This window comes from Pseudomonas sp. GL_135 (assembly GCF_057834665.1).
This window is the reverse complement of the sequence record NZ_CM174408.1, coordinates 3069309-3083124: the sequence shown is the minus strand read 5'-3', so window position 1 is coordinate 3083124 and position 13816 is coordinate 3069309. Positions and strand designations below refer to the sequence as shown.

Below are 13816 nucleotides of genomic sequence, written 5' to 3'. Positions count from 1 at the left end.
CAGCCACCTCACAACAACAAGATCATTGCCCGGCAACAAACGGCTTCGGCCCTCCCAGTTGCGCCGGCGTGCCTGGTCTGGAGAAAGAAGATGCTCACCGTCGTCTGCGAAAAACCCGGATCCCTCCTGGCCCTTGACCGTCCGAAACCCGAACGCGCCCCTGGCGAAACCCTGGTCCGCATCAAGCGGGTAGGCGTCTGCGGCACCGACCTGCATATCTTCAACGGCAACCAGCCGTTCCTCGAATACCCCCGGGTCATGGGCCACGAGTTCTCCGGCATCGTCGAGCAAAGCGAGGCGGGCAGCGGGCTTGAGCCTGGCGACGTGGTGTATGTGATGCCGTATCTGTCCTGTGGCGACTGCGTCGCCTGTCGCCAGGGCAAGACCAATTGCTGCGTGCGCATTCAAGTGCTGGGCGTCCACCGCGACGGCGCGTTCACTGAATACCTGAGCTTGCCCCACGGCTTCGTGCTCAAGGCCGACGGTGTGACGCTGGATCAGGCGGCCATGATCGAATTTCTGTCCATTGGCGCCCACGCGGTGCGTCGCTCGGACGTGCAATCCGCCCAGCGCGCGCTGGTGGTTGGCACCGGCCCGATCGGCATGGCGGTGGCGATTTTCTCCCGCCTGCGCGGGGCGAAAGTCACCGTGCTCGACACCCGCGAGGACCGCCTGACGTTCTGCAAGCAGCACCTGCAGATCGACTCGGCCGTGCTGATCGGCGCGGACGACAAGCAGCAACTGGAGCAACTGACCCAGGGCGAGTTCTTCGATGTGGTGTACGACGCCACCGGCAACGCCAAGGCCATGGAGCGCGGTTTCGAGTTCATCGCCCATGGCGGCAAATATGTGCTGGTGTCCATCGTTCGCGACACCATCAGCTTCTCCGACCCTGAATTCCACAAGCGCGAAGCGACGCTGATGGGCAGCCGCAACGCCACGGTCGAGGACTTCCGCTACGTCGAGCAATGCCTGCGCGACGGCCTGATCCCCGACGCAGCGCTCAACACCCACCGCATGGCCCTGAGCGAAGTGACTGAGCGCTTCACCACGCTGCTCGACCCGGCGCAGCGCGTCGTCAAAGCCATCGTCGAATGCTAGGAGGCGCGGGCATGCGTGCGACCCCGTTTACCCCGATCTTGCAATTTGGCACCAGCCGTTTTCTTCAGGCCCACGTCGATCTGTTCATTTCCCAGGCGCTTGAAAAGGGCGAAGCGCTGGGCAGAATGACTGTCGTGCAAACCACATCCAGCGCGGACAGTGCCCGGCGGGTGCAGGCGCTGGCCAGCGGCTTGGGGTATCCGGTGCGCATTCAGGGCATGGAAGACGGCCGAACAGTAGATGAAGAGTATTGGTCGACCTCGATTGCCGGGGCGCTGCACGCCGACCCCGATTGGTCAGTGATTCGTCAGGCGATGCGGCACGACGTGAAGGTGGTGATTTCCAACACCGGCGACAACGGTTACGTGCTGGACGCGGCGGACACGGCGTCTTGCCTGGCCGCTGATGCCCCGACGCCCCGGAGTTTTCCGGCGAAACTGCTGGTGTTGCTCCATGACCGCTGGCAGGTGAATCCTGATGCAGCGTTGTCGCTGTTCCCCTGTGAGCTGGTGTCGCGCAATGGCGACGTGCTGCGCGACCTGCTCAGTCAACTGGCGGCGCAGTGGGGCATCGACGCCGGCTTTGCCCACTATCTGCGAGGCACCTGCCGCTGGGCGAATTCCCTGGTTGATCGCATCGTCTCGCAGCCCATTCAACCGGTTGGCGCCATTGCCGAGCCGTACGCGATCTGGGCGATTGAGCGGCAGCCGGGGCTGGTGCTGCCGTGTACGCACCCTTGCGTGGTGGTGACGGATCAACTGGAACAGTACGAGCAGTTCAAATTGTTCATGCTCAACCTCGGGCACACCTGGCTGGCCGAGCGCTGGTTGAAGGATGGCCGGCCGGCGGACGAGACGGTGTTTCAGGCGATGAACGACCCACGGCTGCGTGAGAGCCTGGAGGATCTTTGGGAGCAGGAGGTGCTGCCGGTGTTTGCGGCGAAGGGCCGACTGAATCAGGCGCGGGATTATCTGGCCATCGTTCGCGATCGGTTTCTCAACCCGTTTTTGCAGCACCGCATTGCAGACATTGCGCAGAACCACGAGGAGAAGAAACGCCGCAGGTTTTTGCCGGTAGTGGAGATGGGACGTTCAATTGCGGGGTTTGAGCAGCCGCAGCTTGGCGGAGCGTTGGCCGATTGATCCCCAGCTGACACACCGAGAATCCATAGTGGGACCGCTTGCATCCAGTGGAGCGCCGCGCGCGAAGATCTGCGTCCATCAAACTGACACACCGCGCCCTAAATAGTGGGACCGGCTTTAGCCGGGAAGGCGTCGGTGGTCACACCGCAAAATTGAGGGTGTCCGTGCTGGCCTCTTCCCGGCTGAAGCCGGTCCCACTAAACGCTCGCGTGCATCCAGTCATGACCGCATCTCTGGCCACGCCACAAGGCGCCCTAACGCCTGTGATATCCTCCGGCGCATCTTGATGGAACGTGATTGATGACCGCGCCAAACCCAGCACCCGAACGCCGCCTGTACCAGATCACTGCCGACCGATTGCGCGAGCACATTCGCAAGCATGGCATCGCCCCCGGCGCGCGGTTGCCCCCCGAGCGTGATCTGGCCCAGTTGCTCGGCGTCTCTCGTCCGTCTCTGCGCGAAGCCCTCATCGCTCTCGAAATCGAAGGCAGCGTCGAAATCCGCATGGGCTCCGGGATCTACGTCTGTGAGCACCTGCTCGGCGTCAAAGGCAAAACCCGCACGTTGGGTGAAAGCCCGTCAGAGTTGATGCAGGCCCGGGCGTTGATCGAAGGTGAGAGCGTGATGCTGGCTTGCCTGCACGGCAGCAAGGCTGACTTTCGCTACCTGCAGGGGTGCATCGACAAGATGCGCGAAGGCGCGCTCAAAGGTGTCCCAGCGCTGGACGACGATCGCAAATTCCACCAGCGGCTGGCGAAAATGAGCGGCAACTCGACCTTGGTGCGCATCATCACCTCCCTCTTCGAAGAGCGTTACAGCCCGCTCACGGCCCACGTCAGCGAACACTCCGAAACCCGCGAAACCTGGGCCATGGCGGTGGCCGAGCACGAAGCCATTCTGCACGCCGTCCAGACCCGCGACCTGATCGGCGCCCAGACCGCCATGCGCGAACACCTGCGACGTTCTGAAGTGCGGTGGCTGGACGGAATGGAAGCCGAGTTGCGTTAACAGGCGTCAGATCAAGGTCAACGCTGCCGAGCAGCGAACACGGACATTGTGGGAGCGAGCTTGCTCGCGAAGGGGTTGGTGCATCCGCTAACCGTCATTGGCCCGGATACCGTCTTCGTGAGCAAGGTGGAGCGCCACCCCGGCCACTCCCAAACGGTCAGTGTTCGCCACTCGTCAACGTGCACCCTGAGCTGACGCTTCACGCCATCGTCTTGCGAATCCCTTCCCACAACCCGTTCAAATACACCGCCCCTAGCGCCCGGTCGTACAGGCCGTAGCCCGGTTTGCCGGTTTCGCCCCAGATCATGCGCCCGTGGTCGGGGCGGTAATAGCCCTCGAAGCCGGTCTCGACGTAGGCCTTGACGATCTCGGCCATGTCCAGCGAGCCGTCTTCCGAGCGGTGCGCGGTCTCAAAGAAATCACCGGCGTCGTTGACCTTCACATTGCGCAGATGGGCGAAGTGAATGCGTCCCTGACCACCGAATTCCCGGACCAGCGAAGGGATGTCATTGCCCAGGTCGGCGCCGAGGGAGCCTGAACACAGCGTCAGGCCATTGGCCGGGTCATCGACCATCGCCAGAATGTGCGCCAGGTCCTCGCGGTTCTTCACCACCCGTGGCATGCCGAACATTGAGCGCGGCGGGTCGTCCGGGTGCAGGGCCATCTTGATGCCCGCATCCTTCGCCACCGGAATGATCCGCTCGAGAAAGTACGCCAGCCGTTCTCGCAGGGTGGCTTCATCGACCTGCGCGTATTCGTTGATCAGCGCGCGCAGGACGTCCGGCTCATAGCTGACGTCCCAGCCGGGCAGGCTGATGCCGTTATCGAGATTGGCCTGCTCGATCACCGCCACGTCGAACGCCAGGGTGGTCGAACCGTCGGGCAGCTCCATGGCCAGAGTCGAGCGGGTCCAGTCGAACACTGGCATGAAGTTGTAGCAGACCACCTTGATCCCGCAGGCCGCCAGGTTGCGCAGGGTCTGGCCATAGTTGTCGATCAACTGATCGCGGGAAGGCAAACCGCGTTTGATGTCCTCGTGGACCGGCACGCTCTCGATGACCTCCAGCTCAAGCCCGTGGGCATTCACCGTAGCCTTGAGGGCGGCGATCTTCTCCAGCGGCCAGACCTCGCCCACCGGGATGTCGTAGATGGCCGAGACCACGCCGGTCATGCCGGGGATCTGGCGGATGTAGGGCAGGGTGACGGGATCGCTGTCGCCGTACCAACGGAAGGTCATTTTCATTGCGCAGTCCTTGTTGTTATGGGGAGCGGGCCGCTCAAGACCGCCAGTGCTTCGTTGAAGCCGGGCGGAGCGTGGCGTGCGCAGCAGCATAGATTGGTCAGGCCAAATTATGCAAATCCCGACCGTCGAGCCGTAATTCAGCAAATAAATCGCCTTTTCGATTTCCCTAACCCGATTTGCGGGTCTAGTATCCGCTGCATTCGGATATTTGGTCAGGCCAATTCTGCGGTCTTTGACGGATGCTCAATCCATCAGTGAACAGCGCGCAGATCAGGGACTGGGCGCTAGACGAGGCTCTAACGACGTCTTACTCATAAAAATAATTAGGAGGACTCGCCATGCAGAAAGGGCGCTGGTTGGTAATTTTTCTGTGCTTCCTCGCGGTGGCCATCAACTACATCGACAGGGCCAACCTCGCGGTTGCCGCCCCCTACATCCAGAAAGAACTCGGTCTTGGCTCAGGGCAAATGGGCCTGCTGCTCAGCGGCTTCTTCTGGACCTACGCACTCATGCAAATGCCCTTTGGCTGGTTCGTCGACAAGGTCGGTGCGCGCATCGCGCTGCCCCTTGCGGTCGCCTGGTGGTCGCTGTTCACGGCGGCCACGGCGGCGGCCAGCAGCCTGGCGTCGATGTTCGGTTGCCGGCTGATGCTCGGCGTGGGAGAGGCGGGGGCATATCCGTCCTGCGCGAAAATCGTGAGCCAGTGGTTCGACATCAAAGAGCGCGGCTTTGCCACCAGCATCTTCGACAGCGGCTCGCGGGTCGGCTCGGCGCTGTCCATTCCACTGGTGGCGTTGATCATCGAATTCTGGGGCTGGCGCGCATCGTTCATCATCACCGGCGCGGTGGGCCTGATCTGGGTCGTGGGCTGGTTCTTGATCTACAAAGAGCCTCAGGCCGTGGCCGCCATCGAGCAGCATGAAGCGGGCAAGGCAGCGACTCTGGCTGCGCGGCCGAAGGTCAGATGGGCGTCGCTGTTTCGTCACCGCACCTTGTGGGGAATGATGCTGGGCTTCTTCTGCCTGAACTTTGTGATCTATTTCTTCATCACCTGGTTTCCGACTTACCTGGTCACCGAACGCGGGTTCTCGCTGAAATCACTGGGCACGCTGGGCACTATTCCGGCGGTGGCGTCCATCGTCGGCGGCTGGATCGGCGGGCTCACTTCCGACGCGCTGTATCGCCGGGGCTGGAGCCTGACCGCCGCGCGCAAGACCTGCATCGTCGGCGGCATGCTGATGTCGTCGAGTATTTCCCTGTCGGTGTTTGTCGACAGTACCTGGGCGATGCTCGGCTTTTTCAGCCTGGCCTATGCCAGCCTGGCGTTCGCTGGCGCGAGCATCTGGTGCTTGCCGGCTGACGTGGCGCCGTCTCCGGCCCACGTGGCGTCGATCGGCGGGATACAGAACTTCGCGTCGAACACCGCCGGCATTTTCATCACCACGTTCACCGGCTTCATGCTGGTGATCGGCAACGGCTCGTTCACCGCGCCGCTGCTCACCGCCGGGGCGTTTGCGCTGTTGGGGGCGTTCAGCTACCTGTTTATCGTCGGGAAGATTGAGCCGTTCTCGACCACGCCGGAGGATGCCGCGCCTCTGGATGTGTCGGCAGCCGCCCAGCGCACCTGAGTGCTGAGCCGGATGCGGACGTCACTCTTGCGGTGTGACCTCCGACGCTTTCCCGGCTAAAGCCGGTCCCACAAGTCGGCGTTCCAGCCAGTCCCATTGAATGCACGCGGATGGTTTAGTGGGACCGGCTTTAGCCGGGAAGAGGCCAGCGCAGGCACCGTCACCTTTGCGGTGCGCCCACTGACGCTTTCCCGGCTAAAGCCGGTCGCACAAGTCGGCGTTCCAGCCAGTCCCATTGATTATGGGTTTCCGGCTGCATCCGCTTCACACCCCTTCGGCTTTCACCGCCGCGCGAATCGCCTCCAGCAGCATCTGACACGCCGGGTTGTCGTTGTCCGAGCGCCAGACCAGGTGCAGCTCGCTCTGCACCCCTTCACCCAGATCGATATCGCGGAACGTCACGCCCTTGAACACCACATTGGCCGCGCAGCGCGGCACCAGCGCCAGGCCCATGCCGGCATTCACCAGCGCCAGAATGGTCAGCGACGAACCCAGCCACTGCACGTACTCGGGCGCCACTTGCGCCGAGCGAAACATGCCGGTGAGCAGTTCGTTGAACGGCGGGTACGCCGAGTGCGAGTACATCAGGAAGGGCTGCGCGTCGAGGTCTTGCACGCTGATGTTCTGTGCGCTGGCCAGCGGATGACTGCTGGGCACCGCCAATACGAACGGCTCGCGGACCAGGCATTCGGTCTCATAACCGGGCTGCAGCAGCGGCGCCCGCACGATGCCCAGATCGATGCGCCGGGCGCGCAAGGCTTCGTGTTGCTGGTAGGTGTTGAGCTCGGTCAGGGAGATTTTCACGTGGGGCTGGTTCTGCCGGGCTTCGGCGATGACCCGTGGCAGAAACTCGTACACCGCGCTGCCGACGAAACTGATGGTCACCGAGCCGATGTCACCCTCGGCAAAGCGCCGCGCCGCGATAGCCGCCTGATGCGCGCGCTCGAGCAGCGTCTGCGCTTCGATGAAAAACGCCCGACCTGCAGCGGTCAACGCGACGCTGCGGGTGTTGCGGTTGAACAGCTGAACGCCCAGCGAATGCTCAAGCAACTGGATCTGCCGACTGAGCGGCGGCTGGGTCATGTTCAGGCGTTCGGCGGCGCGGCGAAAGTTGAGTTCGGTGGCGACGGTGGTGAAGCAGCGCAGCTGGGCAAGCTCGAACATTGATCTATTCCGGGTATCAATCAACAGTCAATCTAGATTAGACGGGAACAATGCGCCGGTCCATGATCGGTTCATCACCTGCATTTCCCATCCCAAAAAAAATCACAAAGACCGGGAGTCGCACCTTGAACCGCACAGTTCCCCAGAGTGAACCCATCGGCGGCGCCGATCCCACCGTACTGGCCCGCGCGGCCGCGAAGGTGAAGCGTCATGTGTTGCCGTTGTTCGTCATCATGTTCATCGTCAACTACATCGACCGGGTCAACATCGGCTTCGTCCGCAGCCACATGGAAACCGACCTGGGCATCGGCGCTGCGGCGTACGGTCTCGGTGCCGGGTTGTTTTTCGTCGGCTACGCGCTGTTCGAAGTCCCGTCGAACATGCTCCTGCAACGCTTCGGCGCTCGCGCCTGGCTGACGCGCATCATGTTCACCTGGGGCGCTGCGGCGATGGCGATGGCCTTCGTGCGCGGTGAAACCAGCTTCTATGTGCTGCGCTTCATCCTGGGCGCGGCGGAAGCGGGGTTCTTCCCCGGCATCATTTATTACTTTACCCAGTGGCTGCCCTCCAGCGAACGCGGCAAGGCCATGGCGATTTTTCTCAGCGGCTCGGCCATTGCGTCGGTGATCTCCGGACCGGTGTCCGGCGCCTTGCTCGGCGTCAGCGGCCTGAACCTGCACGGCTGGCAGTGGATGTTCATCATCGAAGGCTTTGCTTCCATCGCCCTGTGCGGATTCGTCTGGTTCTGGCTGCAGTCCCATCCCCGCGAAGCCAAATGGCTGAGCGAAGAAGAGAAGGGCGCACTGATCAGCGCGATCGACGCGGAACAACGCGCCCGTGAAGCGGCTCAGGTGATCAAACCGTCCATCTTCAAGCTGCTCGCCGACCGACAGATCATGCTCTTTTGCTTCATCTACTTTTCCGTGGCCCTGACCATCTACGGCGCGACGTTCTGGCTGCCGAGCATGATCAAGAAGATGGGCAGCCTCATCGATTTCGAAGTCGGCCTGTTCAACTCGATCCCGTGGATCATCTCGATCATCGCCATGTACGGCTTCGCCGCGCTGGCCGCTCGCTTCAAGCATCAACAGGCGTGGGTTGCGGTCACCCTGGTGATTGCCGCGTGCGGGATGTTCATGTCCACCGTCGGCGGGCCGATCTTTGCCTTCGTCGCCATCTGTTTTGCCGCCATCGGTTTCAAGGCAGCTTCGGCGCTGTTCTGGCCGATTCCCCAGGGGTATCTGGACGCGCGCATCGCCGCGGCTGTCATCGCGCTGATCAATTCCATCGGCAACCTCGGCGGCTTCGTGGCGCCCACGGCGTTCGGTTTTCTGGAGCAGAAAACCGGCTCCATTCAAGGCGGCATGTACGGCCTGGCGCTGACCTCGCTGGTGGCGGCCGTGGTGATCTTCTTCGCCCGCACCACGCCCAAAGGCGACCCGCACCGCCCCAAGCCTGAAGACGCTGCAACCCTTCGTACAGCGACCTCGCTCAGCTCAAATCCAAGCCTGAAACCCTAAGCTCACACCCTGATTGACCGGGAGAAGTCATTTGAAAATCACACGCGTCACCGTCACCCCGATTGCCTTCCGCGATCCGCCGTTGCTCAACGCCAGCGGCATCCACGAGCCCTTTGCCCTGCGCTCGATCATTGAAGTGGAAACCGACAACGGCTACCTCGGCCTGGGCGAAAGTTACGGCGATGCGCCTGCGCTGGCGATCCAGCAGCAGTTGCAGAGCCAGTTGATCGGCATGGACCCATTCAACCTCAACCACCTGCGCGCGGTGGTCAAAGCGACCGTGGCGGCCAGCAAGCCTGCGTCTGTCGCCGGGGCCGAATTGGCGCCGGGCTCCCACGCCAGCAAGGCGGTGAGCAATGCCTATTCGGCGTTCGAAGTCGCGTTCCTGGATGTGCAGGCGCGCTCGATGAACCTGCCGCTGGTTGATTTGCTCGGCGGTGCCGTTCGCGACCGCGTGCCGTTCAGTGCGTACCTGTTCTTCAAATACGCCCAGCACGCCGACTCGCCCTACGCGCCGGACAGCTGGGGAGAAGCGCTGAGCGAAGAACAGATCGTCGCCCAGGCGCGGCGCATGATCGAAGCCTACGGCTTCAAGAGCATCAAACTGAAGGCTGGCGCGCTGGACCCGGAGCACGAAGTGGCGTGCATCAAGGCGTTGAAAAAGGCATTCCCGGGCTACCCGCTGCGCATCGACCCGAACGGCAACTGGTCGCTGGAAACTGCGATCCGCATGGCCGAACTGCTCGGCGACGACCTGCAATACTACGAAGACCCGACCCCCGGGCTGGAAGGCATGGCCGAACTGCACAAACGCACCGGCCTGCCGCTGGCCACCAACATGGTCGTCACCGACTTCGACGAATTCCGCCGCAGCGTCGCGCTGAACAGCGTGCAAATCGTCCTCGCCGACCACCATTACTGGGGCGGCCTGCGCGACACCCAGGCGCTGGCAAAAATGTGCGACACCTTCGGCCTCGGCGTCTCCATGCACTCCAACTCCCACCTGGGCATCAGCCTCATGGCCATGACCCACGTCGCCGCCGCCGTCCCCAATCTCGACTTCGCCTGCGACACCCACTACCCGTGGCAAGAACCGGACGAAGAAGTCATCAAAGGCGGCAAACTCCCCATCGTCGACGGCTGCGTCCACCTCACCCGCGAACCGGGGCTGGGGCTTGAACTGGACTACGACCAGCTGGGCAAACTCAATGACCAATTCCTGACGTGCGGCATTCGCCAGCGGGACGATGTCCGGCAGATGCAGAAATACAAACCGGAGTGGAAGGCGGTGAAGCCGCGGTATTGAGGTTGGGGGTGGGGCTGCATGACCGGGGGTGTTTGATATACCGCATTCGCGAACAAGCTCGCTCCCACCAATACGGTTCAGGCCGGAGATCCTCGAGCGCCTGAACTGGCCTCTTCCCGGCTAAAGCCGGTCCCACTAAAAAGCAACGCGTGCAGTCAGTGGGACCGGCTTCAGTCGGGAAGCTCTTGATCTGCTCTTGATCTGCTCTTGATCTGCTGTTGATCTTCATGCGCAGAAGGTCCAGACACCGCCAATCGCGACTTTGGTGCAGGCCGATCGTAGACGACGCGGAGTGGGCCGAGCCGCATGGATGCGGCGAGAGCGCCGTCAGGACATGGATGTCCGTTCGGCGCGGGCCCACGGAGCGTCGTCGGAGTGAGGGAACCCGACGGAGTCGGGCCAAACCGAGAGCAAGCACCCTTGGTTACTTGGGGTGCTTTTCCAAGTAACTCGCCGAAGGCGAAAACGAGGCCGTTAGGCCGACGCCGTTGATCCTGGCGCCCTCAGCCTCAACAGACGAGCCCCGTCAAACGGATCAACCAACCAATGCCCCCGCACCCCAAAAACGTCCCCCAACAGCTCTGGCGACAACACCTCAAACGGCGAACCCAGCGCCACCAACCGCCCGCCATCCATCACCGCCAGACGATCACAGCCCAACGCCTGATTCAAATCATGCAACGCCACCACCGTCGTCACCGGCAAATCCTGCACCAACTGCAAAATCGACAACTGCTGCTGGATATCCAGATGATTCGTCGGCTCATCCAGCAACAGCACCTGCGGCCGCTGCGCCAAAGCCCGCGCAATATGCCCGCGCTGCTGCTCCCCACCCGACAACGTATGCCACGACCGATGCACCAGAGGCTGCAAACTCACATCCGCAATGGCCTTCGCCACAATCCCGTCATCCATCTCGCCCCACGGCGCCAGCGCCGACAGCCACGGCGTACGCCCCAGCTCAACCGCCTGCAACAGACTGATCGAATCACCGGTCTGGGCATGCTGCTCCACCACCGCCACCTGCCGCGCAATGTCCCGCCGGCTCAGCGCCGACAAGCGCTTCCCGCCCAGGCGAACTTCGCCCTGAGACGGCGTCTGAATCCCTGCCAGCAACTTCAACAGCGTCGACTTGCCTGAGCCATTGGGCCCGACGATCCCCAGATTCTCCCCCGGCCGAATCGCCAGGCTCACGCCACTGAGCAGTGGCGCGCCCTTGACCGAATAACTCAGGTCACTGCCTTCGAGCATGGGCCCGGGCACCTCCTGACGGGCGTTCATCGAGGACGATTCCCGCGGACCAGAATCATGGCAAACACCGGCGCGCCCACCAGCGCAGTGATCACCCCGATCGGCAACACCTGACCCTTGATCAGCGTGCGCGACAGCACATCGGCGGCGATCATGAACAGCGCGCCGATCAACGCGCTCAGGGGCAGCAGCCGCCCATGGCGTACGCCGGCGATCAGCCTCACCGCATGGGGAATCACCAGACCGACGAAGCCGATGGAACCGACGATCGACACCATCACCGCCGTCATCAGCGCGGCGGTGAGGATCAGCACCGCCTGGACGCGGCGCACCGGAATGCCCAGCGAAGCCGCCGAATCGCTGCCAAACGTGAAGGCATCCAGCGCGCGCCGATGCCACAGGCACACCAGCAAACCGAGCACCACGACCGGCACCGACAGCGCCACCGACGACCAGCGCACGCCGCTGAGATTGCCCAGCAACCAGAACATGATCCCGCGGGCCTGCTCGGCATTGGCCGACTTGGTGATCAGGAAGGACGTCAGGGCGTTGAACAGCTGCGACCCGGCAATGCCCGCCAGGATGATCTGGCCGGCAGCGGTCTGGCCCCGCGAGGAGCGGGCGAGCAGGGCGACCAGCGCGAACGCGGCGATCGCGCCGGCAAACGCTCCGGTCGAGAGAGAAATCGTACCGGCGCCGATGCCGATGATCGCCACCAACACTGCGCCGGTCGACGCGCCCGCAGAAATACCCAGCAAGTAGGGATCGGCCAGCGGGTTGCGCAGCAACGATTGCAGGACCACGCCCGACACCGCCAGCCCTGCGCCGCAGGTGGCGGCAACGATGGCCCGGGTCAGGCGGTAGTTCCAGACGATGCCCTCGTCGATCGGGTCGAGGGGATAGCCTGCGGCCCACAGCTTGTTCGCCAGCACCTGAACGATCACCGGCAGGCTGATTGATGTCTCGCCAATCGCCACGCCCGCCAGCACCGCCAACGCCAGCAACGCGGCGGCCCAGGCACCGTGGCCGAAGATTCGGACGATGCTCGACCGGGGCATGCTGAATGACGTCATTGCGCTTGAGTGGCCTGAGCCAGTTGCTCGATGCCGTCAAACAGTCGCACGCTGGACTCCATGGCGCTGGCGTCCATGATCACGATGCGATTGTTTTTCACCGCATCCATATTGCGGGTGACCGGGTCAGAGCGGAGAAACGCCAGCTTCTTCTCGTGATCGTCGGCCGGGAAGCGGCGACGGTCCATGCGCGCGATGACCAGCACGGTCGGGTTGGCCTTGGCGATGGTTTCCCAGCCCACGGTCGGCCATTCCTCGTCGGAGTCGATGACGTTGCGCATGCCGAGGGTGTCGAGCATGAAATTGGGAATGCCCTTGCGCCCGGCCACGTAAGGGTCGACGTTGATGTCCGGGCTGGAAAACCAGAACACCGCCGAGAGGGGTGGATTGGCATGGGCTTTCGCCTGCGTCACCGCCTGGGCCAGCCGGGTTTGGTAACCCGTGATCAAGTGCTCGCCACGGTCCTGCACATCGAAGATCTGCGCCAGCTGTCGCAGGCTTTTGTACAGGGTGTCGATGCGGAAGGCTTCGAGGCGCGTGCCGTCGGCGCCCACCCGGTTGTTCTTGCCCTCGCAATCGGACGGCAGGATGTAGGTCGGGATGCCCAGATCGCGAAACTGCTCGCGGGTGCCGACGGCGCCCTGGGGCCCGACCATCCACTCAAACTGCACCGGCACGAAATCCGGGCGTTTGCCGATCACTGATTCAAAACTCGGCGCGTTGTCGGCCAGGCGCTCGATGCCGTCGTTGAGGGTTTGGTACTGGGGCAGCACGGGATTGAACCACAGCGAAGTGCCGATGACGTTCGGGCCCAGGCCGAGGGCGTAGAGCATCTCGGTGGCGGCCTGGCCAATGGTCACGGTTTTCTGCGGGGCGTGGGTGAAGGTCAGCGGTTCGCCGCAATTGTCCACGGTCAAAGGGTAGGCGGTCGACGCCGCAAAACCGGCGGTGGGCAAGGTCAGCGTGACGAGCAGGGCGGCGAGGCGGCGCAGCGGCATGAACAGCGATCTCCAGAAAGCCTGAGTGCTTGGCGAAGCAGGCGCTGGAAAGTCCACCCGACGGGCGCCCTAAGATGAGGGCGAGCACAGCGTGCGCGAGCGACGCGCGAACGGGAGTCCTTCCCCGGACACCCCGCCGGTGAATGAATATGCTGGCCGGCAGGTCTCCTGACTGGCGCATCATCGCCATGCTTCGGCCTTCCCGGGGTGACCCAGTGGCAAACAGGAAGCAGGGCTCAGCGCCTACAGTTGCGGGGACAGTTCCGTTTCAGCGCGCAGCGCGCTTGGGGATTCCCTATTAATTCCGAGTGGAAACCGGCGGCGGGGATACTAAACGATTCGGCGGGGAGAGGCGAATGCGGCGGCGGTGCATCGTTGGACC

The 13816-nt window shown here is 63.0% G+C and carries 11 protein-coding genes and 1 riboswitch; of the genes, 6 read left to right on the top strand and 5 right to left on the bottom strand.

Annotation, left to right across the window (positions count from 1 at the left end; all coding sequences use genetic code 11):
• The first annotated feature begins 90 nt into the window (after nt 1-90).
• The 3 genes from AC3ISG_RS13625 to AC3ISG_RS13615 all read left to right on the top strand — a co-directional run bounded on the left by AC3ISG_RS13625 (nt 91) and on the right by AC3ISG_RS13615 (nt 3251).
• Nucleotides 91-1101 (top strand): zinc-binding alcohol dehydrogenase family protein, encoded by a 1011-nt coding sequence (locus AC3ISG_RS13625; protein ID WP_489297179.1) that lies wholly within the window; start codon nt 91-93, stop codon nt 1099-1101.
• An 11-nt stretch (nt 1102-1112) separates the two neighbouring features.
• Complete coding sequence (locus tag AC3ISG_RS13620) at nt 1113-2243, top strand: mannitol dehydrogenase family protein (protein WP_489297178.1); 1131 nt, start codon at nt 1113-1115, stop codon at nt 2241-2243.
• A gap of 300 nt (nt 2244-2543) precedes the next feature.
• Nucleotides 2544-3251 (top strand): FadR/GntR family transcriptional regulator, encoded by a 708-nt coding sequence (locus AC3ISG_RS13615; RefSeq protein ID WP_489297177.1) that lies wholly within the window; start codon nt 2544-2546, stop codon nt 3249-3251.
• Between the two features lie 199 nt (nt 3252-3450).
• Here the strand turns inward: AC3ISG_RS13615 and uxuA are convergent, their stop codons facing one another.
• Complete coding sequence (gene uxuA, locus AC3ISG_RS13610; RefSeq protein ID WP_489297176.1) at nt 3451-4494, bottom strand: mannonate dehydratase; 1044 nt, start codon at nt 4492-4494, stop codon at nt 3451-3453.
• Nucleotides 4495-4832: 338 nt separating this feature from the next.
• Between uxuA and AC3ISG_RS13605 the strand changes: the two genes are divergently transcribed.
• Entirely contained in the window at nt 4833-6122 is a 1290-nt protein-coding gene (locus tag AC3ISG_RS13605) for an MFS transporter (RefSeq protein ID WP_122537232.1), read from the top strand.
• Between the two features lie 264 nt (nt 6123-6386).
• Here the strand turns inward: AC3ISG_RS13605 and AC3ISG_RS13600 are convergent, their stop codons facing one another.
• The gene (locus tag AC3ISG_RS13600; protein WP_272635313.1) at nt 6387-7286 is read right to left on the bottom strand and encodes a LysR family transcriptional regulator; all 900 of its coding nucleotides are present in this window, start codon (nt 7284-7286) and stop codon (nt 6387-6389) included.
• 233 nt (nt 7287-7519) lie between these two features.
• Here AC3ISG_RS13600 and AC3ISG_RS13595 point away from each other — a divergent pair, with 233 nt between their 5' ends.
• Both AC3ISG_RS13595 and AC3ISG_RS13590 read left to right on the top strand, forming a co-directional pair.
• A complete protein-coding gene (locus AC3ISG_RS13595; RefSeq protein ID WP_489299533.1) occupies nt 7520-8806 on the top strand; it encodes an MFS transporter in 1287 nt (428 codons plus the stop codon).
• A 31-nt stretch (nt 8807-8837) separates the two neighbouring features.
• Nucleotides 8838-10112 carry a glucarate dehydratase family protein gene (locus AC3ISG_RS13590; RefSeq protein WP_489297175.1) on the top strand — a complete coding sequence of 425 codons (1275 nt, stop codon included), beginning with the start codon at nt 8838-8840 and terminating at the stop codon, nt 10110-10112.
• A gap of 474 nt (nt 10113-10586) precedes the next feature.
• Here AC3ISG_RS13590 and AC3ISG_RS13585 read toward each other — a convergent pair whose 3' ends face one another.
• The 3 genes from AC3ISG_RS13585 to AC3ISG_RS13575 are packed head-to-tail and all read right to left on the bottom strand — an operon-like array spanning nt 10587 to nt 13434.
• A complete protein-coding gene (locus AC3ISG_RS13585) occupies nt 10587-11393 on the bottom strand; it encodes an ABC transporter ATP-binding protein (protein ID WP_489297174.1) in 807 nt (268 codons plus the stop codon).
• Nucleotides 11390-12421, bottom strand: coding sequence for a FecCD family ABC transporter permease (locus tag AC3ISG_RS13580; RefSeq protein ID WP_489297173.1), 1032 nt, complete (start codon nt 12419-12421; stop codon nt 11390-11392). Before AC3ISG_RS13580 ends, AC3ISG_RS13585 begins: the two co-directional genes overlap by 4 nt.
• Nucleotides 12422-12432: 11 nt before the next feature.
• Entirely contained in the window at nt 12433-13434 is a 1002-nt protein-coding gene (locus AC3ISG_RS13575; protein WP_489297172.1) for an ABC transporter substrate-binding protein, read from the bottom strand.
• 141 nt (nt 13435-13575) lie between these two features.
• A riboswitch (cobalamin riboswitch) is annotated at nt 13576-13769 on the bottom strand.
• Between the last annotated feature and the right edge of the window lie 47 nt (nt 13770-13816).